22 protein-coding genes are annotated in these 23,700 nt (G+C 65.3%); 6 read left to right on the top strand and 16 right to left on the bottom strand.

Annotation, left to right across the window (positions count from 1 at the left end):
- The first annotated feature begins 576 nt into the window (after positions 1-576).
- From SP5_RS11335 to SP5_RS11325, 4 genes are all read left to right on the top strand, one after another.
- A protein-coding gene (locus SP5_RS11335; protein ID WP_157013686.1) for an IS3 family transposase occupies positions 577-1,742 on the top strand; the annotation gives its coding sequence in 2 pieces (ribosomal slippage) (positions 577-838 and positions 838-1,742; 1,167 coding nt in all).
- Entirely contained in the window at positions 1,684-1,959 is a 276-nt protein-coding gene (locus tag SP5_RS19975) for a DUF6538 domain-containing protein (protein WP_369386085.1), read from the top strand. The genes SP5_RS11335 and SP5_RS19975 overlap by 59 nt, the downstream gene beginning before the upstream one ends.
- Positions 1,960-1,978: 19 nt before the next feature.
- Positions 1,979-3,271 (top strand): hypothetical protein, encoded by a 1,293-nt coding sequence (locus SP5_RS19140; protein WP_167334704.1) that lies wholly within the window; start codon positions 1,979-1,981, stop codon positions 3,269-3,271.
- On the top strand, positions 3,268-3,579 hold the full coding sequence (locus tag SP5_RS11325; RefSeq protein ID WP_042488558.1) for a hypothetical protein: 312 nt from the start codon (positions 3,268-3,270) through the stop codon (positions 3,577-3,579). The genes SP5_RS19140 and SP5_RS11325 overlap by 4 nt, the downstream gene beginning before the upstream one ends.
- A gap of 50 nt (positions 3,580-3,629) precedes the next feature.
- Here the strand turns inward: SP5_RS11325 and SP5_RS11320 are convergent, their stop codons facing one another.
- Positions 3,630-3,929: a hypothetical protein gene (locus tag SP5_RS11320; RefSeq protein ID WP_042488557.1), complete on the bottom strand. Its 300-nt coding sequence runs from the start codon at positions 3,927-3,929 to the stop codon at positions 3,630-3,632.
- Between SP5_RS11320 and SP5_RS19135 the strand changes: the two genes are divergently transcribed.
- Positions 3,919-4,131: a hypothetical protein gene (locus SP5_RS19135; protein ID WP_167334703.1), complete on the top strand. Its 213-nt coding sequence runs from the start codon at positions 3,919-3,921 to the stop codon at positions 4,129-4,131. The genes SP5_RS11320 and SP5_RS19135 overlap by 11 nt on opposite strands.
- A 66-nt stretch (positions 4,132-4,197) precedes the next feature.
- On the opposite strand, the gene SP5_RS11315 is transcribed toward SP5_RS19135, so the two are convergent.
- The 15 genes from SP5_RS11315 to SP5_RS11245 all read right to left on the bottom strand — a co-directional run bounded on the left by SP5_RS11315 (position 4,198) and on the right by SP5_RS11245 (position 21,739).
- Positions 4,198-6,000, bottom strand: a complete 1,803-nt coding sequence (locus SP5_RS11315) for an SLC13 family permease (RefSeq protein WP_042488554.1) — start codon at positions 5,998-6,000, stop codon at positions 4,198-4,200.
- Positions 5,997-7,040: a potassium channel family protein gene (locus tag SP5_RS11310; RefSeq protein ID WP_042488552.1), complete on the bottom strand. Its 1,044-nt coding sequence runs from the start codon at positions 7,038-7,040 to the stop codon at positions 5,997-5,999. The genes SP5_RS11315 and SP5_RS11310 overlap by 4 nt, the downstream gene beginning before the upstream one ends.
- Positions 7,041-7,050: 10 nt before the next feature.
- Positions 7,051-7,464 carry a Na+/H+ antiporter subunit G gene (locus SP5_RS11305; protein ID WP_042488547.1) on the bottom strand — a complete coding sequence of 138 codons (414 nt, stop codon included), beginning with the start codon at positions 7,462-7,464 and terminating at the stop codon, positions 7,051-7,053.
- A complete protein-coding gene (locus SP5_RS11300) occupies positions 7,461-7,730 on the bottom strand; it encodes a K+/H+ antiporter subunit F (RefSeq protein ID WP_042488545.1) in 270 nt (89 codons plus the stop codon). The genes SP5_RS11305 and SP5_RS11300 overlap by 4 nt, the downstream gene beginning before the upstream one ends.
- A complete protein-coding gene (locus tag SP5_RS11295; protein WP_042488543.1) occupies positions 7,727-8,215 on the bottom strand; it encodes a Na+/H+ antiporter subunit E in 489 nt (162 codons plus the stop codon). Before SP5_RS11295 ends, SP5_RS11300 begins: the two co-directional genes overlap by 4 nt.
- Positions 8,212-9,735: a monovalent cation/H+ antiporter subunit D gene (locus tag SP5_RS11290; protein ID WP_042488541.1), complete on the bottom strand. Its 1,524-nt coding sequence runs from the start codon at positions 9,733-9,735 to the stop codon at positions 8,212-8,214. Before SP5_RS11290 ends, SP5_RS11295 begins: the two co-directional genes overlap by 4 nt.
- Positions 9,732-10,085 carry a Na+/H+ antiporter subunit C gene (locus SP5_RS11285; RefSeq protein WP_174435534.1) on the bottom strand — a complete coding sequence of 118 codons (354 nt, stop codon included), beginning with the start codon at positions 10,083-10,085 and terminating at the stop codon, positions 9,732-9,734. Before SP5_RS11285 ends, SP5_RS11290 begins: the two co-directional genes overlap by 4 nt.
- Positions 10,082-12,898 carry a monovalent cation/H+ antiporter subunit A gene (locus SP5_RS11280; RefSeq protein ID WP_042488538.1) on the bottom strand — a complete coding sequence of 939 codons (2,817 nt, stop codon included), beginning with the start codon at positions 12,896-12,898 and terminating at the stop codon, positions 10,082-10,084. Before SP5_RS11280 ends, SP5_RS11285 begins: the two co-directional genes overlap by 4 nt.
- A gap of 240 nt (positions 12,899-13,138) precedes the next feature.
- Positions 13,139-15,097: a BCCT family transporter gene (locus SP5_RS11275; protein ID WP_042488568.1), complete on the bottom strand. Its 1,959-nt coding sequence runs from the start codon at positions 15,095-15,097 to the stop codon at positions 13,139-13,141.
- Between the two features lie 86 nt (positions 15,098-15,183).
- The gene (locus SP5_RS11270; protein ID WP_042488535.1) at positions 15,184-16,401 is read right to left on the bottom strand and encodes a DUF2254 domain-containing protein; all 1,218 of its coding nucleotides are present in this window, start codon (positions 16,399-16,401) and stop codon (positions 15,184-15,186) included.
- Between the two features lie 196 nt (positions 16,402-16,597).
- On the bottom strand, positions 16,598-18,196 hold the full coding sequence (locus SP5_RS11265) for a PepSY-associated TM helix domain-containing protein (RefSeq protein WP_042488531.1): 1,599 nt from the start codon (positions 18,194-18,196) through the stop codon (positions 16,598-16,600).
- A gap of 6 nt (positions 18,197-18,202) precedes the next feature.
- Positions 18,203-18,499 (bottom strand): hypothetical protein, encoded by a 297-nt coding sequence (locus SP5_RS11260; RefSeq protein WP_042488530.1) that lies wholly within the window; start codon positions 18,497-18,499, stop codon positions 18,203-18,205.
- The gene (locus SP5_RS11255) at positions 18,496-18,771 is read right to left on the bottom strand and encodes a hypothetical protein (protein ID WP_042488527.1); all 276 of its coding nucleotides are present in this window, start codon (positions 18,769-18,771) and stop codon (positions 18,496-18,498) included. The genes SP5_RS11260 and SP5_RS11255 overlap by 4 nt, the downstream gene beginning before the upstream one ends.
- A complete protein-coding gene (locus tag SP5_RS11250; RefSeq protein ID WP_245613471.1) occupies positions 18,768-19,559 on the bottom strand; it encodes an alpha/beta hydrolase in 792 nt (263 codons plus the stop codon). Before SP5_RS11250 ends, SP5_RS11255 begins: the two co-directional genes overlap by 4 nt.
- Positions 19,560-19,576: 17 nt before the next feature.
- Entirely contained in the window at positions 19,577-21,739 is a 2,163-nt protein-coding gene (locus tag SP5_RS11245; protein ID WP_042488525.1) for a TonB-dependent siderophore receptor, read from the bottom strand.
- Positions 21,740-22,260: 521 nt separating this feature from the next.
- On the opposite strand from SP5_RS11245, the gene SP5_RS11240 reads away from it, so the two are divergent.
- Positions 22,261-23,694, top strand: coding sequence for an NAD-dependent epimerase/dehydratase family protein (locus SP5_RS11240; protein ID WP_042488523.1), 1,434 nt, complete (start codon positions 22,261-22,263; stop codon positions 23,692-23,694).
- Positions 23,695-23,700 lie beyond the last annotated feature (6 nt).

The raw sequence follows: 23,700 nt of genomic DNA, 5'->3' as shown, positions 1-23,700 counted from the left end.
TTTGATAAGGCGATGGACGGCGATGCCTCGAACGCATCGGAGGAACGCCGAGCAAAACCCTTCAAGCCTCCGGTAGCGTTTGCGGAGGCAACGGAACCCCACAACACGCCCAAACGCCCTACGGTGCCTCTCCTAGCCACCTTTGAGGCATATGCGGCGGAGCAACGCATTAAACCGGGCACCGCTGCCGAATGGCGCTCTATGCTGAAAGCGCTCGTTGCGTTCGTGGGTCATGATGACGCCAATGCCCTTACCGTGTCAGACATTGATGAATGGCGCGACGCCTTGCTTTCAAAACCCGGTAGAGGCGGAAGGCTTCGGTCGCCCGGTACAGTGAAAGACAAATATCTTTGCGCGGTCAGGGCTACATTAGCATGGGCTGTCGAAAAGCGGTTGCTGCCGGACAATGTAGCATCACTCGTCAAAGTTCGCGTTCCTAAAAAGGTACAGCTGCGCGAACGGGATTTTACACAATACGAAGCAATGAAAATCTTGTCCGCTACATTCCAGCTGACGTGCCCCCCGTTTCTTCATCCAGGTGGAACTAGAGACCGGCCCCTCAAAGGGACGGACGGAATGAAGCGGAAGCAATTCTCGGAAGAGCAGATCATCGGCATCCTGAAGGAGGCCGAGGCGGGCGCAGTGGTGACGGAGTTGTGCCGCAAGCACGGGATATCGAGCGCGACCTATTACGCGTGGAAGGCGAAGTTCGGCGGCCTGGAGGTGTCCGACGCGAAGCGCCTGCGGTCGCTCGAGGAGGAGAACGCCCGGCTCAAGCGGCTGCTCGCGGATACGATGCTCGACAACGCAGGGTTGAAAGACCTGCTGTCAAAGAAGTGGTGACGCCCGCCGCGAAGCGGCAAGCGGTCGCGCATCTCCAGGCGACCTTGGGGATGAGTGAGCGGCGGGCATGCGCGGTTGTCGGAGCGGATCGCACGAGCATGCGGTATCGCTCGTGCCGGGCAGATGATGGCGACCTGCGGTCGCGGCTGTGCGAGTTGGCACAGCAGCGTCGGCGGTTCGGCTATCGACGGTTGCACATCCTGCTGCGCCGGGACGGCATCACGATCAACCGCAAGAAGATCCAGCGGCTCTACCGGGAGGAAGGTCTGACGGTCAGGCGCCGGAAAGGACGAAGGCGCGCCGTGGGCGCGCGGGCACCTTCACCGGTGCTGGCGCTCCCCAACCAGCGCTGGAGCCTCGACTTCGTCCACGACCAGCTTGTCACCGGGCGGCGGTTCCGTGTGCTCAACATCGTTGACGACGTGACGCGCGAATGCCTCCGGGCGGTAGTCGACACGTCAATTTCGGGCCGGCGGGTCGTGCGCGAACTGGCCGATCTGATCGCCGAGCGTGGCAGGCCGAAGATGATCGTCAGCGACAACGGGACTGAACTGACCTCCAATGCGGTGCTCGCCTGGTCCGCCGATGCCAGCATCGAGTGGCATTACATCGCGCCAGGCAAACCGACGCAGAACGGGTTCGTAGAGAGCTTCAACGGTCGCATGCGCGACGAGCTGCTCAACGAGACGCTGTTCTTCACCATTGGCCAAGCCCGCTCGATCCTGGCCCGCTGGGTCGACGACTACAACACCGAGCGGCCGCACTCGTCGCTCGGCTACGCTACCCCGGCCGCATTCGCTGCCGGGCTCGAACAGCAACGGGCGGGGTTAACCCCGCCCGTTGCTTCACCTGCGCTCATGCGCGACAACACCGGTCGGTCTCTGGTTGCCGCTGGTTGAAAGACTGGGGTCACGTCACACCTACTATTTCCGGCGTTCGATACCGCTGGCCCAAAGGCAGCGGTTTGGCGGGAAACGCGAGTGGGTCCGGTCGCTGGGCACGAAAGATCGGAAAGAAGCCAAGAGGCTCATACCAGCGTGCCTGATTGCCTTTGATAAGGCGATGGACGGCGATGAACCGGGCCGGGTCTGCCGGAGGCGTTGGGTTGTGAGTTAGGCTGCCACCCTCTAAAGCCGTGGCAGGGAAATTTCCCAACGATCTGAGTGCTCTCCTTCGAGCTCTGTGGGGCACCATCCTCGTGACATCCTACCTCATAGAAGACAAAGGCCGGCACCAGCGCGCGGGGCTGTCGCGTCCCAGGCTTGACTTTTTGCAAGATGTTCCTTATATGTTCTTCCTGCAATGGCAAGGGGGCAGTATGATCGAAACCTCCAACGGTAAGCGGTCGAGCGCTTTTTCATGGTGGCTGCGAACCGGCAAGCTGCCGCCCGCGCTCAGTCCTGACGGTCTCGAACTCAAATTCAATCCGTGGCACGATCCAGAGGACGGCCGGTTCACCTTTGCTGGCGCGGGACGCCATTATGGTGCGAGCGGGACCGACGCGGTTAGCAGTGAGAAACGCCGGGCTCCGACCAGTTCCGATGGCGCCCCTGTTTTATGGGATCGTAGCAAGTCGAGGACTTCGACATTGCCAAAGGCGGGAACGTCACGTGCTGAAACGGCGGCGGGGGATGGCCAGCGGCCGGTGAGGCGTGCGTCGCCCAAAGTAAAACCCAAGCCCGTTGAGGAATCGCGGCCCGGCAACCAGCCGAACCCTGTCACCGAATTCGTCGGTGGCATAGGCGAAGGACTTTACGACGTTGCGACAGAAACGGTGGCAGGAGTCCGCGCTGCGCTGACGACGAATCCGGTGACCACCGTTCTCAACGCCGGTCGCGGTATCGCGGGTATGATCGATGCTGCGATCGCTGCCGAGGATACGCCCGCCCGTATCCAGGCTTCGCGTGCGGCAAGCGCCGTCGCCAACGCGTCGGCGCGGGATATCGGTCGTGTCACGGGGACAGTTGCCGGGAACGTTGCACTGGCAGCGGCGCCGGGGGCGGCACTCTCGAAGGCGGCCGCATTGCGCCGACTTCGCATGGCGAGGCCGCGCACGACCTATGATCCGCCTCAGATCGGTTGGGTAACGGAGACGACCAAGTCGCAAAAGCCCTGGAAGGCTTACAACGACGCTGCGACGGGTGCCCAGCCCGGTCGGGCGCCGACGTTGATGCGAACTATGGCGGACGGTTCGAAGCGGCCAGTCAAGTTCGACGGCATTCAGGGCGATTACGTGATCGACCGGAAATGGAAGGTGGTCGATGCTCCCCACGCCCGAGCCCAGCTCTTGCGACAATCGGAGGTGCTGGCAGAACATCGCCTGATCGGTACATGGGAGGTCCCTACTCCTACTCAAAAATCCAAGGCACTGAAGCTGTTCAAGAAGATGAAAGTCACCAATATCCGCGTGAAGGTAGTCAAACCATGATTGCTATGCAGGTTGCGAGCTTGATCGCGGAGTATTACGTGTTCCTGACGTTGACTGACGAGGAGGAACTCAATCTGGGCACTGCCGTGAAGATGACTGAATCTCTCGCCGATCATCTCGAGGAGATGGACAAAGGATTTCTTCGCGAGCTGGTGGATGCGTTTCCGATTATAGCGGAGGGATACAGTGGCGAAGCGCAGGAGGTGGTGCGCAACATCGCCCACAGCTTGTATCTTGAAGAGGCACTGGCAGTTGACGATCCCGTCAAACTGGCCGAGTTGGAAGCGTTGCGCGACGCGAGGGACTAAGCGCCGGCTGGAGTTTTAAAACAGCGTGATCATGGCCTCGTCCATCTCTATCACCGGCGACTGATCGAAATTTTCCAATGATCTGAGTGCCCAGTTTTGTCTCCTGTGGGGCACCACTTCCGGTCAAAACCGGGCACCATGGATATGGCGGCATCGCTGTCCCACACGACGGCGCTTTCTAGCGCCGCTTTGCTGCATTGGATGCCGATAGCATGGTTATCCACGCGGACGGTGTCGATCACCAACCGGACATAGGCTTTTTGCAGCACCGGGTCTCCGCCCCTTAGCTGTTCGATGATCAGCTTGCCGAACTTGGCGAACGAAAAAGTCGCGAATTGAATGATCATCATGGCGGCGCCGCTGCACTTGGTCGATCCTTATATTTACCCCACGTTATCCCTGAGCACCGTTTCGCTATCGAATAAGAAAGAATTTTATAATTTATTGATAAAATACATTCCCGGACGCACTATCATTTTTCCTTTTACTCAAGCTGTTACCACACGCCCCTTACGCGGCTCAGCGACGGCAATTGGCTCTTATAAACCATGATGGTGCAACAGACTGCCTATCCTTATCAATCAAGCATCTTGCAAAGCCAGCTCGAACGCACCGAAGTTATATAAGACAATTGATAGCCAAACAGGTGGACAGGCCAACAAAGACATTCATCGGCAATCCGATCCTGACAAAATCGGAAAAGCGATAATCGGCTGCTGCATAGACCATCGTATTCGTCTGATACCCGACGGGCGTCGCGAAACTGGCTGAGGCCGCAAACATCACGGCGATGATGAGCGCGCGGGGATCTTGCCCGGTCGCCTGCGCCAGCCCGATCGCGACCGGCGTCATGATGACGGCAACCGCGTTGTTCGTGACGGTTTCGGTCAAGGCGGAGGTCAGGAAATACAGGACGAGGATCACCCCGAGTGGCGACAGGGTTGCCAGCCATGGAGAGGTGGCACCGGCGATCAGATCGACGGTCCCGATCGCCTCCAGCGCGCTGCCGATGCCGAGCATCGCGAAGATGAGGACCAAAACACTGCCGTCGATCGATCGCCATGCCTCTTCGGCATCGACGCACCGGGTCACGAGGACGATACCGACGCCGATCATGCCCAGCAGCGCGGTAGGCAGGATGCCCAGCGCCGCCAGCGCGATCACGCCGACCAGCACGCCGATCGCGATGGGTGCGCGCTGCCGACGGAAGCGGCGGATATGGCTGGTATCCTCCGCGATCAGATTGGTGTTGGCGCGCAATTCGGCCATGGCGGTAGCATCGGCCGCGACCAGCAGGCTGTCGGCCGCCCGCAGCCTGACGCTGGCAAGGTCGGGGCCTGGCAGATGCCGCGCCCGACCGATCCCCAGAACGCGTGCCGGCAGGTTGGACAGAAAGGGAATATCGCGCAACTCGCGGCCCAGCGCCGGATGCGTCGGGCCGATCGTCAGGCCGATGAGTTGCACATCCTCGGAACGCGCTCCGTCGGACAGGCGGATGGGACGCCCCACATTCTGAAGACCGACCATAAAGGTTTCGCTTCGCGCCAGATCGTCGAGTTCGTCGGCCGTCGCGCTGACGATCAACCGGTCGCTGGGCAGCAGCACCATGTCCGGGTCGGGGTTGCGATCGACCCGCGATCCGCGCCGGACGGCGATCAGGCGTACCGCGTCACGCCGCAGGAACGACAGGTCGGCCATGCGCAGACTTTGGGATGGTGCGTCCGGCAGCAGCGCGATCTCGGTGAGATAGGGGAGCTGGTGCCGGTCGGCGATGGCATTGTCGGGTCGGGCGGGCAGCAACCGGGGACCGAGGATCAGCATCGTCGCCACCCCCGCCGCCATGGTCACCAGTCCAACGGCGGTAATCTCGAAAATGCCGAACCCCGGCTGCCCGTTCGCGCGCGCCACGCCGTCGACCAGCAGGTTGGTCGAGGTACCGACCAGGGTCAGCGTGCCCCCCAGGATCGAGAGGTACGAAAGCGGGATCAGCAGCCGGGTCGCCGGAATGCCAACGGTCCGGGCCAGCCGCCGGACCAGCGGGATCAGCACCATGACGACCGGCGTATTGTTGATAAAGGCTGGCGCGATGGCCGCACCGGTCAGCATTTCGGCCACGGTTCGCCGGGGCGCGTGGCCCGCTCGCCGAACGATGACGCTGGCGAGAGCTTCGATCGTGCCGGTCCGCACCAACGCGCCCGACAGGATGAAGAACGTCGCGATGGTGATCGGTGCCGAATTGGCGAAGGCGGCGGTGACGAGGGGCGGCGTCAGCCAACCCAGCGCGATCATCAGCGCGGCCCCCGCCACCGCAATCGTGACAGGCGGAAAGCGTTCGAGCGCGAAGGCGACGAACAGGGCGATCACGAATACCAGCCCCAGCACCGCACGATGCGCGTCGATGGCCGCCATCCACTCGATCATGCCGGGCCATCCGTGTCCTGCCCCGGTGCGGGCACGACCTCGAGGATCACGTCGCCAGCTTCAAGGCGGTTCGCCCCCGGTTCCCAGAAGCCGATCATGGTGCCGCCACGATAGATGCGATGGCCAAGCCCTGTCGTGATCGCGCGCAACGGGATGCCGATCTCCTCCGCCGTGACGCACCGCTCACGCAGCGCGACGCGGCCATCGGTCGCCGCCAGATCGGCCATGTAATCCGCCAGGTGAACGCCGTGCGTCGATCCGGCAAGCAGCAGTCCGGCAAAGCTCGCCGGGTTGATGACGGTATCGGCGCCAGCCTGCCGGGCGATGGCTTCGTTGTCGAGCGACCGGATCACCACGCTGATCGGCAATGCCGGTGCGATGCGGCGCGCCGTCAGGACGATCAGGATCGACGTGTCGTCGCGCCCCGCCGCCACGATCAGCGCGCGGGCCGTACCGACCCGAACCGCCTGTAACGCCGCGTCGCGCGTGGCATTGCCTTCCATGACGGCGACGTCGAGCGCTTCGGCGTTGCGCAGGGCGGCGGGGCTTTCGTCGATAACGACGATCGTGTCCGGGTGCGCGCCCCGGCGGATCAGTTCGCTGGCCGCTTCCGATCCGCTGTTGCCGAAGCCCGCGATCACGACATGGTCGCGCAACTGGCGCTGGATCACCGACATGCGCCACCGTCCCCACACGCGCTTGAGCAGAAAGTCATAGGCGGTCCCCAGGAAGATGAGCCACACGAACAACCGGATCGGCGTGACGACAAAGGTGTCGAACATCCGCGACTGCTGGGTGACCGGCACGATATCGCCATAGCCGACGGTCGTGACCGTGATCATGGTGAAGTAGAGAATATCCGCAAAGGTGACCGGCTCACCCGACGATTGGCGCAGCCCTTCACGATCGAACCAGTGGACGGCCAGTGCGACCCCGATCAGCGCCAGTGCCAGCAGCGCCCGCCACGACAGCGCCAACCAGACCGGCGTACGGCTGCGGCGGTACAGGTGGTAGTCCGGTGTCCGATGGCCGATGTCCACGGGGCGAGCGTCAGCTGTTCGCGGTCGAGGCGGGGGTTTCCCGCTTCGGCGCTTCGAAGGTCGCCCAATCGCCCTTCTCGCCCGGCCGCGGTGGCGGACCGGCGATGCCGACAGGTTCGTTGGCGGCGCCCGTTCGCGCCCGATGCAGATGGACCTTGGCGATCATGTTGGCCGAGATCGGCGCGGTGATGAACAGGAACAGCGAGATCAGCAATTCGTGCGCGGTCCAGATGCCGAGCCGTGCCTGGAAATAGACCACGGAAGCGATCAGCAGCGCGCCGAGCCCCAGCGTGGTCGCCTTGGTCGGGCCGTGCAGCCGCTCCATTGTCGTGGGCAGGCGGACCAGCCCCCAGCTGCCGATCAGCGCGAACCCCGCCCCCAGCAGCAGCAGGGCGACAATGACGATATCGGCGATGACGCTCATTCCACGATGTCCCCGCGCAGGATGAACTTGCAATAGGCGATGGTGCTGACGAACCCGACCATGGCCAGCAGCAGCGCAGCCTCGAAATAGGTGTCGTTGCCGCCGATCATGCCGATCAGCACGATCAGGGCGATGGCGTTGATGACCATCGTGTCGAGCGCGACGATCCGGTCGCCGAGCGCCGGTCCGCGCAGCAGCCGCCAGAGGTTCAGCAGCAGGGCGAGCGCGATGCAGCCCGCGGCGATATGGAGCGCAAGGGCGATCATACGAAGATCCGTTGCAGGCGCGCCTGATAGCGCGTCTTGATCCGGGCCACCTCCGCGGCGTCATCGGCGACATCGAGGGCGTGGACCAGCAGGTAACGGCCGTCCGCCGACACATCGGATGACACGGTGCCCGGCGTCAGGCTGATCGTGCCGGCCAGCATCGTGATCGCCTCCGGCGTGGTCAGCTCAATGGGCACGATCAACCAGCGGGCGCGCAGATCGCGATTGCGCCGGAACAGGATCAGCCGCGCGACCTGGAAATTGGCGACGACGATGTCGAAGACCACGATTGCCAGATAGGCCAGGAAGGCACGACCAAAGCGCATCCGGGGGCGGTCGGGCCAGAACGGCTGGGTGAATTTCGGCAGGATCAGCGCGAAGATACCGCCCAGCACGATGCCGCCCACGGTAATGGTGTTCGCCATCAGCAGCCAGACGATCAGCAGCATCGCCGACAGCGCGGGATGGGGCAGCAGCCGCTTCATCGTGTCGCCCCCAATATCGCTGCGACATAGCGTTCGGGCGCCATGATCTGCGCCGCCGTCGCACGCGTCTGCGCCGTCACCCAACCGGCCGTGACGGTCAGCCCCGCCAGCAGGGCGAGAAGAACAACCGGGGCCACGAACTCGGCGCGGGACCGGCTGGCGCCTGCAATGGCAGCAGTGGCTGGCGGGGCCTCCTTCCAGAACAGGGTCGAGCCGCCGCGCGAAAAGCCGATGACGCCAACCAGGGTCGTCACGAGGATCGTCGTCCAGACCGCTTGCCAGCCCGGCAGGGCAAAGCTGGCATCGAGGATCAGCAGCTTGCCGACGAAACCCGCCAGTGGCGGCAGCCCGACCGCTGCGATCGCCGCGATCAGGTATAGCAGCCCCGCACCATCCTGACCGGCGAAGCGCGGGCTGGGGACGATCGCATCGGCATATTGGCCCCGCCGCCGCATCGTCACATCGGCCACGAGAAACAGCGCCGCCCCGGCGAGCGTCGCCTGTATCAGATAATAGAGCGCGGCGGCCAATGTCGCCTCCCGCCAGAACGATACCGCCATCAGCAGCGTACCGGTCGACCCCAGCACCGCGAACGCCGCCTGTTCGCGCATCCCGCGCGCCACCAACACCCCGACGAAGCCAAGGATCGCCCCGAGCAGCGCCGCCGGGAGCAGATAGGGCGCGGGCACCCACGCCGCCGCGCCAGCCTTTGCCCCGAAGATCAGCGGCACGGTACGGATCATCGCATAGACGCCGACCTTGGTCATGATCGCGAACAGCGCCGCGACCACCGGCATCGTCGCGGCATAGGTGCGTGGCAGCCACAGATGGATGGGCACCACCGCCGCCTTCAGCGCGAACACCGTCAACAACAACAGCCCGGCAACGCGCAGCAGCCCCTGATCCCCCGCACCCAGTGCCGCGACCTTCACCGCCAGGTCCGCCATGTTGAGCGTGCCCGTCAGGCCGTAGAGCAGCCCGAGCGCGATCAGGAACAGCGCCGACCCGACGATATTGACCACGACATAGGCCACGCCCGCCTTCAGCCGCAACGCGCCCTGCCCGTGCAGCATCAAGCCATAGGACGCGATCAGCAGCACTTCGAAGAAGACGAACAGGTTGAACAGGTCGCCGGTCAGGAACGCGCCGTTCAGTCCCATCAGCTGGAAATGGAACAGCGGATGGAAATGCCAGCCCCGCTGGTCCGCGCCGGTGACGACGGCATGGGCCAGCACGACGATCCCTAGCACGGCGGCCAGCACCAGCATCGTCGCGGCCAGCCGGTCGAGCATCAGGACGATGCCGAACGGCGCAGGCCATGCACCCAGCGCATAGCTGCGGATCGCATCGTCCTGCGCCATCACGAACAGCGCGATGCTCGCGACCAGCATCGCGATCCCCCCGCCCAGCGACACGGCCAGCGCGAGGGGGCGATGACGTCGCATCAGCATCATGGCGAGCGGCGCGGTCACGGCTGGCAGGACAACCGGGGCAACGAGCAGATGGTCGGCAAGCGTCATGCCTCACACTCCGTTTCCGGTTCGGCCAGCCCGTCGACCTGATCCGATCCGCTTTCCAGGAAGCTGCGCAGCGACAGGATGACCGTCAGCGCGGTCATGCCGAAGGTGATGACGATCGCGGTCAGGACCAGCGCCTGTGGCAGGGGATCGGCATGGTCGGCCACCCCCTTGGCATAGAGCGGCGGGCGATCGACGATCAGCCGCCCGATCGCGAACAGGAACAGGTTGACCGCATAGGACAGCAAGGTCAGCCCCAGCACGACCTGAAACGTCCGCCCGCGTAAGGAAAGGTAGATGCCACCGGCGACCAGTACGCCTATGGCGGACGCGACCAGAAACTCCAGGCTCATGCCGCGTCCTCGCCATCATGCTTGGCCGCCCGCTGCGCGACATGGGCGAGCTGTTCCAGCGCCATCATCACCGCCCCCACGACGACGCAGGCGACGCCCAGATCGAACAGCATCGCCGTCGCCAGTTCGAACTCGCCGATCAACGGCAGATGGACATAGCCGAAGCTGCTCGTCAGGAACGGCGCGCCGAACACCAGCGAGCCGAGCCCCGTCGCCACGGCGATCAGCACGCCGAACCCGATCAGCTGATGCTCGCCGATCCGCCGCCGGACATCGGTCCAGTCGAAGCCGGACGCCAGATATTGCAGCAGGATCGCAATGGAGAAGATCAGCGCCGCGATGAAGCCGCCGCCCGGCTGATTATGCCCGCGCAGGAGGATGTAGATGCCGACCAGCAATGCCAGCGGCAGGAGCAGCCGGGTTGCCATGACGAACATCATCGGGTGACGCTCGGGCGAGAAACGATCCCCCGACCGCCATTCGCGCAGTCGTCGCCCCGCAACGCCGTGCGCCGCGGGTTCGAGCAGGGCGAAGATGGCAAGGCCCGCAATGCCCAGGACCGTGATCTCCCCCAGGGTGTCGAACGCGCGAAAGTCGACCAGCGTGACGTTGACGACATTGGTGCCGCCCCCGCCCGAATAGCTGTTGTCCCAGTGGAAGCGCGAAATCCCCTCACGCACCGGCCGCGTCATGATGGCCCAGGCAAGCCAGCCGGTGCCCAGCCCGCCCGCCGCCGCGATCACGCCGTCGCGCAGCCGTCGGGGTATCTTCGACAGGCGAGGCGGTTTGCCCGGCAACAGGTGCAACGCCAGCAGCATCAGCAGGATCGTCACCACCTCGACCGAAATCTGGGTGAGCGCGAGATCGGGGGCGGAGAGGTGAATGAACGCCAGCGCCATGACGAGGCCGATGACGCTGATGAAGATCAGCGCCAGATACCGCCGCCGGTCGACCGCCACCACCGCCAGCGTCGCGACGACCAGCGCGGCCCAGGCGACGATGGCCAGCAGCGACGCAGGCGTGGTCGGCCGCTCCCCGGCGGCGATGCCGGACCGGAAGGCGGCGTCGCTGCCAAGCGCCAGCGCGACGACGAACAACACCATCAGATAGCGTTGCAGCGACGCGACATGGATCACCCCGGACACGCGCCGCAGCCCCTCGACGATCGCCGTCAGGCTTCGGTCGAACAGATGCTTGGCGTCGGGCGTCGGGATACGGGCAACGGTTTTGGCCACCGCCGGATACCCCCACAGGACCAGGATTGCGACCGCGACCGCGCCCACGCTCATCAGCAACGCCGGATTGACGCCATGCCACAGTGCCAGATGCAGTTCGGGCGCTGCGCCGCCCGTCACCGCAGCGCTGGCAGCGGCCACCAGCGGCCCCGCCAGCTTCATCGGCAACAGTCCGAGCGCCAGCGCGACGGCCCCCAATATCGCGGGTGGCCCGAGCAGCATGGCCCCCGGATCGTGGGGGGCCGCGACATCGCCGGTCCGCCGCGCGCCGAAATGCAGCGCCACCGCATAGCGCAGCGAATAGGCCGCCGACAGCATCGCCGCGATGGTCGCGAGCACCGGCACCAGCAGGGCCTGTCCCGCCCATACGGTGTGTGCGCTCTGCTCCAGCATCATCTCCTTGGAAATGAACCCGCCGAGCGGCGGCAACCCTGCCATCGCGGCGGCGGCCAGCACGCCGAGCGTCGCGGTCAGCGGCATGATCGCCGCCAGACCGCCCAGCCGCCGCATGTCGCGCGTGCCCGTCTCATGGTCGACGATGCCCGCGTGCATGAACAGCGTCGCCTTGAAGGCTGCGTGGTTGAGGATGTGAAAGATCGCCGCCGTCACCGCCGCGCCGGTCCCAAAGCCCAGCAACATCACCATCAGCCCCAATTGGCTGATCGTCGAATAGGCGAGGATCGCCTTCAGATCGTGGCGAAACAGCGCGACGCCCGCGCCGAACACCATGGTCACCAACCCGATCGACGCGACGATGCCGAACCACAGATCGGTTCCCGCCAGCACCGGCCACAGCCGCGCGAGCAGGAACACACCCGCCTTCACCATCGTCGCGGAATGAAGATAGGCGCTGACCGGGGTCGGCGCGGCCATCGCGTGCGGCAGCCAGAAGTGGAACGGGAACTGCGCCGACTTGGTGAAGGCCCCCGCCAGGATCAGGATCAGGATCGCGGGATAGAGCGGCGAGGCCTGCACCAGATCGGCGCGTACCAGGATCGTCGCCAGATCATAGCTGCCCGCCGCCTTGCCCAGCAGCATCATGCCCGCGATCAAGGCCAGACCGCCCCCGCCGGTGATGGTCAGCGCCATCCGCGCGCCCTGCCGTGCGTCGGCACGGTCGCGCCAGAAACCGATCAACAGGAAGGACGCCAGGCTGGTCAGCTCCCAGAACACCAGCATCAGCAGCACGTTGCTCGACACGGCGATCCCGACCATCGCGCCCTGGAACAGCATCAGGAACGACAGGAACCGCGCCGTCGGCTCGTTCTTCGCCAGATAGCCTTGCGCATACACGATCACGAGCAGTCCGATGCCGAGGATCAACCCTGCGAACAGCAACGCCAGCGGGTCGAGCCATAGGCTGAAATCGAGACCGAGTGTCGGCAGCCATGCCATGCTTATCGTGGGCGTCTGGCCGGACAGCACCGCATTCGCTTGCGACAGCAGAACGGCCAACCCGCCCGCACTGGCGGTCCCAGCGATCAGCATATGGACCTGCCGCGACGATTGCCGGGTCGCCATCAACAGGATGACCGCAATGAACGGCATGGAGATGAGGGTCAGCAACGCCAAGCGCATTTCCCCCTCATGCGACCCGTGGAATCATATCGTGCGGACGCCGCGCATGGCACCTGTCGATACGTCCCAAGCCGTCCCGGCTTACAGGAGATGAGCATGGTTCAGGCAGGAAAGTTCGTTTGGGCAAGCCGATACTCCGGGCGCGAGGATTCCGCGTTGGCGGCCCGACCAACGTTAGAACCTGCCCGCACCAGCGATCTGCGAACACCCGAAGGCGATATTGCATGACGGGCGAAGGGTTCACAACCCTGCTCGACCATCGGGGACGGTTCCCTTCCGATCGACTTTGGGCTCGGCAAGCCGCCAACGCTCCAGCTGCGTCAGCACGTCATGGGCGATCTGCCCGACGGTGCGGCCGGTCATATCCCGAAAACCCGCTTCACCATTGGTCTGCGCGGCGAGCATCCATGCCAGGCTGCGACGCCCCTCCGATGCGTCCAGCGCGGTATAGGCGGCAAGCGGACGCGATCGTGGAGTCAAACGATAAACGAACGGTCGACCATCCGCTGCGGTGATGGTGAGTTCGACCAGGTCCTCGCGATGTTCCAGTTCGCTCGCCTCCCAGCCTTCCTTCTCCATCGCCTCTTGCACCGACCGGAGCGCGGGTTCGCCATTGTCCGCCATCTGTCGCAGGATGTCGGTACGGCGTGCCGGGACCAGCAGCCGCTTGATCCGTTCGCCGACCGATGCCGTATCGCCCGACAGCGTCACCCCTGCCAGATCGGCGCTGGTCTGACGGATCAGGCCGACCGCCAGCAGCAGCATGATGAAGCAAAACGGCAAGGCGGCGAGCAGGGTTGCCGATTGCAATGCGCCAAGCCCTCCGGCCACCAGCAGCAGGGTCGCGGTCACCCCCAGCAACACACACCAGTACATGCGCTGCCAGCGGGGCGTTTCCTCCGCACCACCCGACGCCAGCGTATCGATCACCAGCGCACCCGAGTCGGCGGATGTGACGAAGAAGATGGCGACCAGCGCGATGGCCAGGGTCGAGGTGACGCTGGCGGCGGGCAGATATTCCAGGAACTTGAACAGCGCCGTGGACAGGTTCGCCTGCACCGCATCGGCGATCCCACCGGCAGCCGGGCCGAGATCGAAGGATATGGCGGTATTGCCGAACACCGTCATCCACAGGAAGGTGAAGGCGGTCGGCACGAACAGCACGCCGATGACGAATTCGCGGATCGTCCGCCCGCGCGAGATGCGCGCGATGAACATGCCGACGAACGGCGACCAGGCGATCCACCATGCCCAGTAGAACAGCGTCCAGTCCGCCATCCAGGCGCGCGGTTCATAGGCATAGAGGGTAAAGGTCCGCTTCACGAAATGGTCGAGATACAGGCCGAAATTCTGCACCAGTGCGCGCAGCAGGAACAGGGTCGGGCCGACCGCCAGCACGAACAGCATCAGCAGCACGGCGACGGTCAGGTTCAACTCCGACAGGCGACGCACGCCCCGGTCGGCGCCGCTCAGCACCGACAGGGTGGCCGCGCCCATGACCACGACGATGACGACGATCTTGACCATCAGCGTGTCGGGTATGCCATATTCGTAATTCAGCCCCGCCGTCATCTGCGACACGCCGAAGCCCAGCGACGTCGACACGCCGAACACCGTGCCGCACACGGCGAAGATGTCGATCGCGTCGCCCAGCGGCCCGTCGATCCGCTTGCCAAGGATCGGCGACAGGCCGGATCGCAAAGTCAGCGGCATGTCCTTGCGATAGGTGAAATAGGCCAGGCTCAGGCCGACCAGCGCATAGATCGCCCACGCATGGACGCCATAATGGTGGAAGGTGATCGCCATAGCCTCGCGCGCGGCGAGGATCGTGCCGCTCGGCGCTTCGGGCGGTGAGATGTAGTGCTGGATCGGTTCGGCGACGGCGAAATACATCAGCCCGATGCCCATCCCGGCCGCGAACAGCATCGCCAGCCACGACAGATAGGGAAAGTCCGGCTCGGCATCGTCCGGCCCCAGCTTCAGCTTGCCTGCGGGGCCGAAACCCAGTGCCAGCACCACCACCAGAAATACCGCGACCGCCGAGATATAGAACCAGCCGAACGTGTCGATCGCCCAGGCCTGCGCCGCCTTGAACGCGGTATCGGCCGTCCCCGGCATGGCGAGCGTCGTCACCAGCAGCAGGGCGATGATCGCCGATGCCCCCCAGAAAACCCGGGGATTGATTTCACTCTTGATCATAAAAACGGTCAGCATCGGTTAGGGGGTTGGCGAACAATCGGTCAGGCAAAAATGGGCGATCGGGGCAACTGGCCCCCGTCCCCAAGCTATGACGCCTCCGCGACGCCTTTGCTCCACAAGGTGTGATGCAGCCGCGAAAGGTCGGCTATGTCGCGCTCGCTGGACAGGCCGGTCCGTCCGCGATCGAGGGCATCCTGCGCTTCGTTCCGGCAATCGGCCGACGCCCGTTCGTCGACCGCGACCAGGGCGGCCAGCGCTTTCTGAAGGCGCAGCCCGACTTCGATCGTACCCGCCCCATCCCGGGCAATGGGGCGAAACACGTCCTCGATTATATCGGAAAAGGCAAAGGGCGGCACCGTCACGCGCGCGGGCGGCGACCGCTCCTCACCTGGGCGATGGCGCAGGGCCGCTGCCAGGACGCGCGTTCCCGCCTCGATCACCGCAATGGCGGTTCCGGGATCGTTGACGGCGGGCGACAAGGCGCGCGCCGCGATCTCCCCCAGCACGACCAGACCGAAGCGCGGGTCGTGATCGAACGTACGATGATGTTCGATCGTGAACGCATCCCGGATCAGGCAGGCCTGATCGTCGTCGATCGTCGCCCTGACCCAGGCAAGCGGTTTGGCCGGGTCCACCAGATGGCCGGGAATGCTGACAAGGTGGATGTTTGCGCCGATCGCGTCGGCGACCTCACCGATCTGGGCAAGGTCGACATGGGTGATACGGCCGATCCTTTCATGGTGTATGACACTGGCGTCGTTCGGGACCGATACGCTGTCCGTTGCGCCGAAACGGGGTGCCTGCATCATCCGTCGTACGGCATCGGTCGCCGCCCGCTCGACCCGGTCGATCGTGTCGGACACACGGCCGAAGCGGGCGATGTGCTGGATCCAGCGCAGGAACGTCACGACGATGAACAGGATGACCAGAATGGTGCCGGCGTAGAGAATGACGCGCCCGGTATTCCCGTAGATGCCGGTCGACAGCGCGATGATGCCGACGATCGCAAACAGGAAACTGCCGAGGAAGGTCGCCAGCGCGTTCTGCGACGTGCTGTCGTCGATCAACAATTGCACGGCGCGCGGTGTGATGTTGCTGGTTGCTCCAGCATAGGCCTGAACCATCGCGGTCAGTGAGAAGGTGGTGACCGCGAGCATGGAGGATGCCAGCAGGTTGAGAATGCCGTCGACCGACTTCGACCCCACCTTGGCGGCGAAGTCGTACGAAATGGTATGGCCGAGGAACGCGCTGGCCAGCGCGAGCAGCACCGCAAAAACGCAGAACAGCCCGGCGCGAAACCACATCTGACGCGTGAGGAGACGAACGGCCCATTGCCATCCCCGCATTACGCCACGGCTCCATCGTCAACGAAGCGAGCCAATGGACAAGTCGAAGTGGCGGCGGAAACAGGAGGAGACATGCCACCGATAACTTATGGCAGGCGCAAATGGCACCGCCGCACCGACAAAATCCTCGCGGCTACCGGCGGCTGCCCTTCTCCTATGTGGTGGCGAGGGTCGGGTCGGCCCAGACGCTGTCACGCGGCCCGGCCACGGCCCGCCGCCGCGCCGCCTTGGCCATCGTGGCGAAACCGGCCGCTCCGAGGATCGCGACCAGATCGACCAGTCGGCTTGCGCCGGGATGGCTCCAGCCATGCGCCAGCGCAGGGGACAGGATCGTGGTGAGCGGAATGGCGGCGGTCGCGCCGCCCGCGGCCCAAAGCAGTTCCGATCCGCTGCGCCCCGCACCGCGCAGCAGTGCCCAGCCAACGGCCGCGACGAACGCGAAATAGTAGATGCCGCTATGCCATGCGGCGAGGTCGCCCCGGTCGGCCGGCAGCCACTTCGCGGCGGCGATCGTCAGCGAGATACCGGCGACGCATCCCAGCGGCACCCCCACCGTCAGGCTACCCAGGATATGGGTGGCACGGGTCTGCGTCACCGCGCCCGCCTTTCGCTCCTTGCGACGGCGGCTCTCGATCCAGATCAGATTGCCCGAGTAGAAGAGGAACGCCCCGGCCAACCCCAGCAGGAAATAGGACCAGCGCACGGGCGCGCCGCCGAAGCTGCCGAAATGCAGCGTGAAGAAGGACGTGACGGCCGCGAACCATGGACCCTGCCGCCCCGGCATATAGGCCGCGTCGGTCATCGCGCCGGTGCGGGTATCGATCTCCGCGCGGCCATAGGTCGGCGCGCGCATCCCATAGCGCGGGTCGACGCCGGTGATGTCGCCATGCGCGCCCTGCTTCGCATCATAGCGGTAGGTGATCGAGCGCAAGGCGAAGCCGGGTGCCTGGGCCGCGATGCGCCGTTGCAACTCGGCGGGCGACAGCGTGTCGCGCACCGCGTCATAGGCGGGCGGGCGTGGCGGACCGGATGGCGGTGAGGGACGCCGCTGGACCGTCGCAGCGCCGACCTGGTTCACCGCGCCTTGAACATCGTAGATCTGGTCATGGAAGGCGAAGATGACGGCGGTGATCGCCATGACGATGTGGAACGGCAGGCTGAACAGCCCCAGCAGATTGTGCAGGTCGGGCCACATCCGCTTCACATTCCTGCCGAAACGCAGCGCGAACAGGTCCTTCGTCAGGCTTGGCAGCAGGCGGATGATGCCGGAGATGATGGCGACGGCATAGAGCAGCGAGATCACGCCCATGATCGGCATCGCCACCTTGCGGCTGAACGGCAGACCGACCTGCTGGTGAAGCACGTCGACCAGCTCCGACACCGGCGACGCGTCCTGCCGCACCACCTGCAACACACCGTCAGGCGCCAGTGCGGCGAGAAAGGTCGGGCCGGGCGCCCCGCGCGTGCCGGTGGTCCAGCTCAGCCGCGCGGGCCGATCGGGTCCGGTGTCGAAATGCACGGTATACGCGGCGCGCGCATCGGGCCGGGCGCGCAGCACCTTGTCGATCAGTTCAGGCGTGTGATCCAGCGACGGCGGCGCGGCGATACGGGTCGGCGCGGAGGCCCAGCGGTTCAACGGCTCGGCGAACATCGTGATCGCCCCGGCATAGAAGGCGACGAACAGCGCCAGCCCGGCGATGATGCCGACCCAGCTATGCACGTCCTTATAGGTCTTCACGATATCGGTGCGCATCGACGATCACCCGAGAAGAAGACGCGCGGCGATGTAGAACGCCCAGGCGCCCAGATTGGCGAGCGCGAGGCAAGCCCATGCCCGCGCGCCGCTGCGGAACAGGAAGCAGAGGCCGAGGATTGCGCACCAGATCGGCGACGCCAGCCACATGGCGAGCTGCCGCTGCGCGCTGAACACGTCCGCGTCGGTCGAGAAGAGGGTCGCGAAAGTGCAGGTCAGTGCCAGCACGAGGGTGAAGCCCAGGACGGCCGCGGCCGACACCTTCCCGAACCAGTCGCGACTGGTGAGAAGCGGGCGGCTCATCGCGCCGCTCCCTGCCGGAACCGCCACCAGCCGATCGCGACCGGCACGATGCTCCACACCAGCATCGCGGCCGTGGCCCAGGTGAAGACGGCCGTCGCCGGTCCCTGCACCGTCAGCAGCAACGCCAGAGCGATCAGCAGCAGCAGCGTCCCGACGATCCGGCAGGGACGCGCCGCCACGCCCGGACGGATCAGCGCCTGATGCCGCGTACCGGCATAGAGGCCCATCGCCCCGCCGATGATGGCCGCCGCCGCACACCACGCCGCGATCATCGGCCTGGTGCCGCAAAGGCGAAGCGGATCGCCGGCGCCATCGCCGCCAGCATCGTCGTTCCGTGCGACTGCCCCGGCAGCGGCAGGAAGCGCGCCCGGCCAGGCTTCGCACCGCGACCGAGCGAACCGCCCAGTGCGGCCGGAGCGGCCGCCGCGCCATCCCCTTCGGCGATCAGGATGGGAGGCGCGTCCTTCGCAGCGGCGGCCTCGCGCGTGACCAGGCCGTCGCCGAACCACAGCGACGGACTGACCGCGACGACACCGTCGAACATCGCCGGACGGGTCAGCGCGGCATGGAGCGCGAGCAGGCCGCCGAAACTATGGCCGAGCAACGTCTCCCGCGACCGATCGACCCGCCAGTGCTGGCGGACAAGCGGCTGCACCTGCCGCTCGACAAGGTCGAGAAACGCCTCGGCCCCGCCGGTCTTCGATCCGCTGGCAGGCATGGTCGCGGGGATCGTCCAGCCGGGCGTGGCGGGCGTATAGTCGCGGACACGCCGTTCCAGCGGCCCGGCCGCGATCCCGACCACGATGCCGTCCGCGACCCCGCTTCGTGCCCCCGCCCGCGCCAATCGACGCGCGGTGAGCGCCGCGATCGCGAAATTGTCCTCGCCGTCCAGCACATAGAGCACCGGATAACCGGCGGGCGGCGGCGGCGCGTCCGGCCAGGCGATCAGGATGCGATATACCTCCCCGCCATCGGCGTGGACGACCTGCTCGACGCTGTGCGGCAGCGTATAGGGCGTTTCCGCAGCCACGGACGGGCCGGGTATCGCCAGCGCGAGCATGAAGGCCACGACCATGCTCACCACCGATATTGCAGCCGCAGGTTCAGGGTGCGGCCCGATCCGTAGAAGCAGGACGAGGCCGACGAGCACAACGCGACATAGCGTCGGTTGGTCAGGTTGCGCGCATTGACCGACAGGATGATGCCGCTGGCAAAGGCCTTTCGCAGGAACAGGTCGTACAGCGTGTAGCCGGACACGCGATAGGCATTGGCGGTGTCGCCATAGGACACGCCGACATAGCGCGCGCCACCACCCAGCCCGACGCCGCCCAGCGGCCCGCCCTCGGCAAAGCGATAGTCGGCGAACAGCGACCCCATCCACTCGGGCACCTGCGCCAGCCGTTTGCCCTGCTGCTTCGGCTCGCCACGGGTGATCTCGCTGTCCATATAGGTGCCGGTCGCGATCAGGCTCAGCCCGCCGACCAGCGTCGCCTTGCCTTCCAGTTCGACGCCGCGGATCCGCCCCTGCCCGGTCTGGACCTGGCAGGTCGTGCCGCCGCAGACATGGCTCTCGTCCGGGTCGGGGCTGGCGAGATTGTTCTGGGTCAGCTGGTATACCCCCGCGGTGAGCAGCGCGTTGCTGCCGCGGGGCTGATATTTCACGCCCGCTTCATATTGCTCGCCGGTCGTCGGCTTGAAGGGCGTGCCGTCGAAATATTGGCCGGTCGTCGGCTGGAACGAGGTGGAGTAGCTGGCATAGGGTGCCACGCCGCTCGGCGAAACCCAGGTCGCGCCCGCTCGCCACGTCACCTTGTCCGCCTTGGTCAACGTCACCGGATTGGTCGCGCCGGTCGCCAGTTCGTTCACCTGGTGGTTCTTCGCCCAGTCATAGCGCGCGCCCATGGTGACATGAAGCTGTCCGACCGTGACCTGATCCTGGCCATAGACGCCGACCTGCTCCAGCCGCGCGTTCAGATGGACTTGCGGGCTCAGCGTCTGGAGCACCCGGCCGATACCCTGCGACACGGGATGGAAGATGTCGGGCATCGGCGGCACGTTCGTCGACAGGTCGCGCAGGTGACGCCATTCGGTGTCGAGCATGTCGACGCCGATCAGGACACGGTGCTCCAGCGGACCGCTATCGATGCGCCCTTCGACCTTGGTATCGAGGCCATAGCCGTCCGAATGGCCGACGCCCTGCACCGCGCGACGATTGATCGTCTGTCCGTTGGCCAGCGTGCCGCCACGCAGCACGGTCCCCTGGAACAGCGTCTCGACGCGAGTGTAGCGGCCATTCTGCCGAAGCTCGAACCGATCGGACAAGGCGTGGCGCAGTTCGTAGCCGACCAGATACTGGTTGCGGTCATAGGTGTTGAACTGCGGCTCACCCAGAAAGGCGTCGAGGCGGATGTGTCGACCACCGGCTCCCGGTTGCTGTGATCCGACATAGGGAAGGAACTGGAAGGTCGATCCTCCCTCGTCCCGCTGATACTGCGCCATCAATGTAATGCTGGTCGCCGCGTCGGGCGCCCAGGTCAGGCTGGGCGCGATATAATAGCGGCCGGTCTTGATCGCATCGATCTGCGCATCGCCATAGCGCGCCAGCCCGACAAGCCGTGCGCGAACCGTGCCGTCGGTGGCAAGCGGACCGGACACGTCCGCAGCGCCCTGATACTGCCATTTGCCGAGGTCGGTGAACCCGGCCCCCTGCAACATGATCTCGCCCCGCGGGTGCGCGGTCGGGCGCTTTGTCACCAGATTGACGATCCCGCCCGGTGCCACTTGCCCGAACAGCACTGCGGAAGGCCCCTTCAGCACCTCGATCTGCTGAAGCGCGAAGGGATCGAAGGCGGTGCGTGTCCATTGCCCGCCAGCGGGCAGGCGGATGCCGTCGAGGAACAGGTTGTCGCTGAAGCTGCCCGCCGAAAAGCCCCGCACCGAAAAGCTGTCGGCGCGGCTGTCGATCCCGTCCTGTTCGGCCTGGACCCCGGCGGTATAGGCGAGCGCCTCGGTCACGCTGTGTACAGCGCGGACGTCGAGTTCCTCGCGCGTGATGACGGAAATGGATTGGGGTACTTCGATCAGGCGGGTCGCGGTCTTCGTACCCGACGTCGCTTGTGTCTGTCCCGTCGCCGTCACGACAATCTCGGTATCACGCAGCGCGTCGCCGTTAGTCTCCTGCGCCGCCACCGGCCACGCCGCCGACGACAGCAGCAGGCCCATACCCCAACAAATCTTCATAGGTCTCCCGCCCCTTGGTCGCCGCCCCCCGGCGGCGCTTCCTCGAAAGGTTCGGGCGGCCCCTATTCCTTTTAGATAATGCGAGTCAATATTATCTCATGCCCTTTTGCTATTTTGTAACCGTCGCTGCCCCCTCCCTTCTCGAAAGCGTAGGTTCCGGCCTGACGGCCGGAGCGGTGCCTCATGAACCCTTCCACGTCCCAGCAACCCGGCACAACGGTTGCGGAGCATCGAATCCCGGCCGCAGTCGACGTCCCGGTTCGACCGGCCGTCATCGTTGACCGGCTGGCCCCGGCCTTTGCAGGCCTCGGGGGAGAGCAGTTGCCAGTCGCCGACCTCCCCGCGCGGACGGCGGGGTCGAGGGGCTGGCGATCATGCCGGTCGGGAAGCCGCTTTGCGCGCCAGGTCCGAACGGTCGAGCATCTGAACGACGATGAAGCGCAGCGCCGACACGGCCAGATTGCAAACACCTCGGTATATTCGTACGCTGTCGTTCTATTATATCGGGATGAGGTGGTGTGATGGCTTCTGATGGCAAGATCGTCTTTCTGACGGGGGCGACCGGCAATATGGGGCGGGAAGCGATCAAGCGACTCCATGCCCGGGGTGACGTGAGGGTTCGTGCGCTGGTCCGACCCGAGGAGAAGGATCATCCGGTCGTTCGGAAAATCATCGCGCAAGACCTGGCGACGATCGTCTGGGGGGACCTTACCGATTACACGTCGATCGAGGAGGGCGTGCGCGGCGCCGACGTCGTCCTCCATGTCGGTGGACTCGTGTCCCCCCTTGCCGACAATCTGCCCCGCGATGTGGTGACGAGGGTCAATGTCGGCGGGGCGCGCAACATCGTCGACGCGATCATCGCCACCGGCGGGGCTGAGCGTGTACGCCTGGTATATATCGGCACCGTCGCCCAGACCGGCAGCCGCAACGCCCCGATCCATTGGGGTCGCACCGGCGATCCGATCAAGATCAGCACCTATGATCATTATGCCGTCACCAAGACCCAGGCCGAGGCGATCGTCGCGCAAAGCGGCATCCGCCACTGGGTCTCGCTGCGCCAGAGCGGAATGGCGCATTACGACATCTGGCGGATGTTCGATCCGATCATGTTCCACAATCCGATCAACGGCGTGTTCGAATGGTCGACCGCGAACGACAGCGGCCGGTTGATGGCGGCGGTGTGCGACGATGCGGTGCCCGACCATTTCTGGCGCGGTTTCTACAATATCGGCGGCGGCGCCGCTTCGCGGGTCGTGAACCATGAGTTCATGGCGGTGAGCATGCCGCAATATCGTCGGGTGCTGCGCCCGCACTGGTTCGCAACGCGCAATTTCCACGGGCAATGGTATGCCGATTCCGACCGGCTGGAGGCGCTGGTGCCGTTCCGCGAGCAGTCGCTCGCCGCGTTCCAGGCCGAATCCCGCCGTCATATGCCCGCGCTGGTCCGGCTGGTCCCACGCCTCGCTCCGTCGCTGGTGCGGCGGCGGATCAAGGGGCTGGCCAAGGGCAGCGGCGGGTCGCTGCGCTGGATCGCCGACAACAACACAGCGAAGATCAATGCCTATTTCGGATCGCGTGCCGCCTGGGAAGCGCTGCCGCGCGACTGGGACGCGATGCCCTTGGCCCAACCCTCGCGCGAGCCGGTCCTGCTCGACCATGGTTATGACGAGGGCAAATCCGCCGACCAGTGGCGCGCCGACGACCTGCGTCAGGCTGCGGAGTTTCGCGGCGGCCATTGTCATGCGGCGAGCGAGATCGAGCCGGACCACGCGGTCGAATGGGACTGCGCGGCCGGGCATCGCTTCACGATGACCCCGAACCTGTATCTGCGCGGCGGCCATTGGTGCCCGACCTGCATGATCGACCAGGGCAACTATGCCGCAGAGGCCGATCGCAATCCCTTCTTCGCGCAGGTCTGGACCGAGGAGCGCACCTGGCGCGGGATGACATGAAATCCT

The sequence above is a fragment of the Sphingomonas parapaucimobilis NBRC 15100 genome (assembly GCF_000787715.1).
Classification (GTDB): Bacteria; Pseudomonadota; Alphaproteobacteria; order Sphingomonadales; family Sphingomonadaceae; genus Sphingomonas; species Sphingomonas parapaucimobilis.
The sequence above is the reverse complement of the archived record's forward strand: the minus strand, read 5'-3'. Positions and strand labels throughout refer to the sequence as shown.

Excerpts from the sequence above, each read along its gene's own strand:
- SP5_RS11325 (WP_042488558.1), top strand. The coding sequence starts at position 3,268 with ATGATTGCTATGCAGGTTGCGAGCTTGATCGCGGAGTATTACGTGTTC.
- SP5_RS19135 (WP_167334703.1), top strand. The coding sequence starts at position 3,919 with ATGATCATCATGGCGGCGCCGCTGCACTTGGTCGATCCTTATATTTAC.
- SP5_RS11320 (WP_042488557.1), bottom strand. The coding sequence starts at position 3,929 with ATGATGATCATTCAATTCGCGACTTTTTCGTTCGCCAAGTTCGGCAAG.
- SP5_RS11315 (WP_042488554.1), bottom strand. The coding sequence starts at position 6,000 with ATGATCGAGTGGATGGCGGCCATCGACGCGCATCGTGCGGTGCTGGGG.
- SP5_RS11305 (WP_042488547.1), bottom strand. The coding sequence starts at position 7,464 with ATGAGCGTCATCGCCGATATCGTCATTGTCGCCCTGCTGCTGCTGGGG.
- SP5_RS11300 (WP_042488545.1), bottom strand. The coding sequence starts at position 7,730 with ATGATCGCCCTTGCGCTCCATATCGCCGCGGGCTGCATCGCGCTCGCC.
- SP5_RS11295 (WP_042488543.1), bottom strand. The coding sequence starts at position 8,215 with ATGAAGCGGCTGCTGCCCCATCCCGCGCTGTCGGCGATGCTGCTGATC.
- SP5_RS11290 (WP_042488541.1), bottom strand. The coding sequence starts at position 9,735 with ATGACGCTTGCCGACCATCTGCTCGTTGCCCCGGTTGTCCTGCCAGCC.
- SP5_RS11285 (WP_174435534.1), bottom strand. The coding sequence starts at position 10,085 with ATGAGCCTGGAGTTTCTGGTCGCGTCCGCCATAGGCGTACTGGTCGCC.
- SP5_RS11280 (WP_042488538.1), bottom strand. The coding sequence starts at position 12,898 with ATGCGCTTGGCGTTGCTGACCCTCATCTCCATGCCGTTCATTGCGGTC.
- SP5_RS11275 (WP_042488568.1), bottom strand. The coding sequence starts at position 15,097 with ATGATCAAGAGTGAAATCAATCCCCGGGTTTTCTGGGGGGCATCGGCG.
- SP5_RS11270 (WP_042488535.1), bottom strand. The coding sequence starts at position 16,401 with ATGTGGTTTCGCGCCGGGCTGTTCTGCGTTTTTGCGGTGCTGCTCGCG.
- SP5_RS11265 (WP_042488531.1), bottom strand. The coding sequence starts at position 18,196 with ATGCGCACCGATATCGTGAAGACCTATAAGGACGTGCATAGCTGGGTC.
- SP5_RS11260 (WP_042488530.1), bottom strand. The coding sequence starts at position 18,499 with ATGAGCCGCCCGCTTCTCACCAGTCGCGACTGGTTCGGGAAGGTGTCG.
- SP5_RS11255 (WP_042488527.1), bottom strand. The coding sequence starts at position 18,771 with ATGATCGCGGCGTGGTGTGCGGCGGCGGCCATCATCGGCGGGGCGATG.
- SP5_RS11250 (WP_245613471.1), bottom strand. The coding sequence starts at position 19,559 with ATGCTCGCGCTGGCGATACCCGGCCCGTCCGTGGCTGCGGAAACGCCC.
- SP5_RS11245 (WP_042488525.1), bottom strand. The coding sequence starts at position 21,739 with ATGAAGATTTGTTGGGGTATGGGCCTGCTGCTGTCGTCGGCGGCGTGG.
- SP5_RS11240 (WP_042488523.1), top strand. The coding sequence starts at position 22,261 with ATGGCTTCTGATGGCAAGATCGTCTTTCTGACGGGGGCGACCGGCAAT.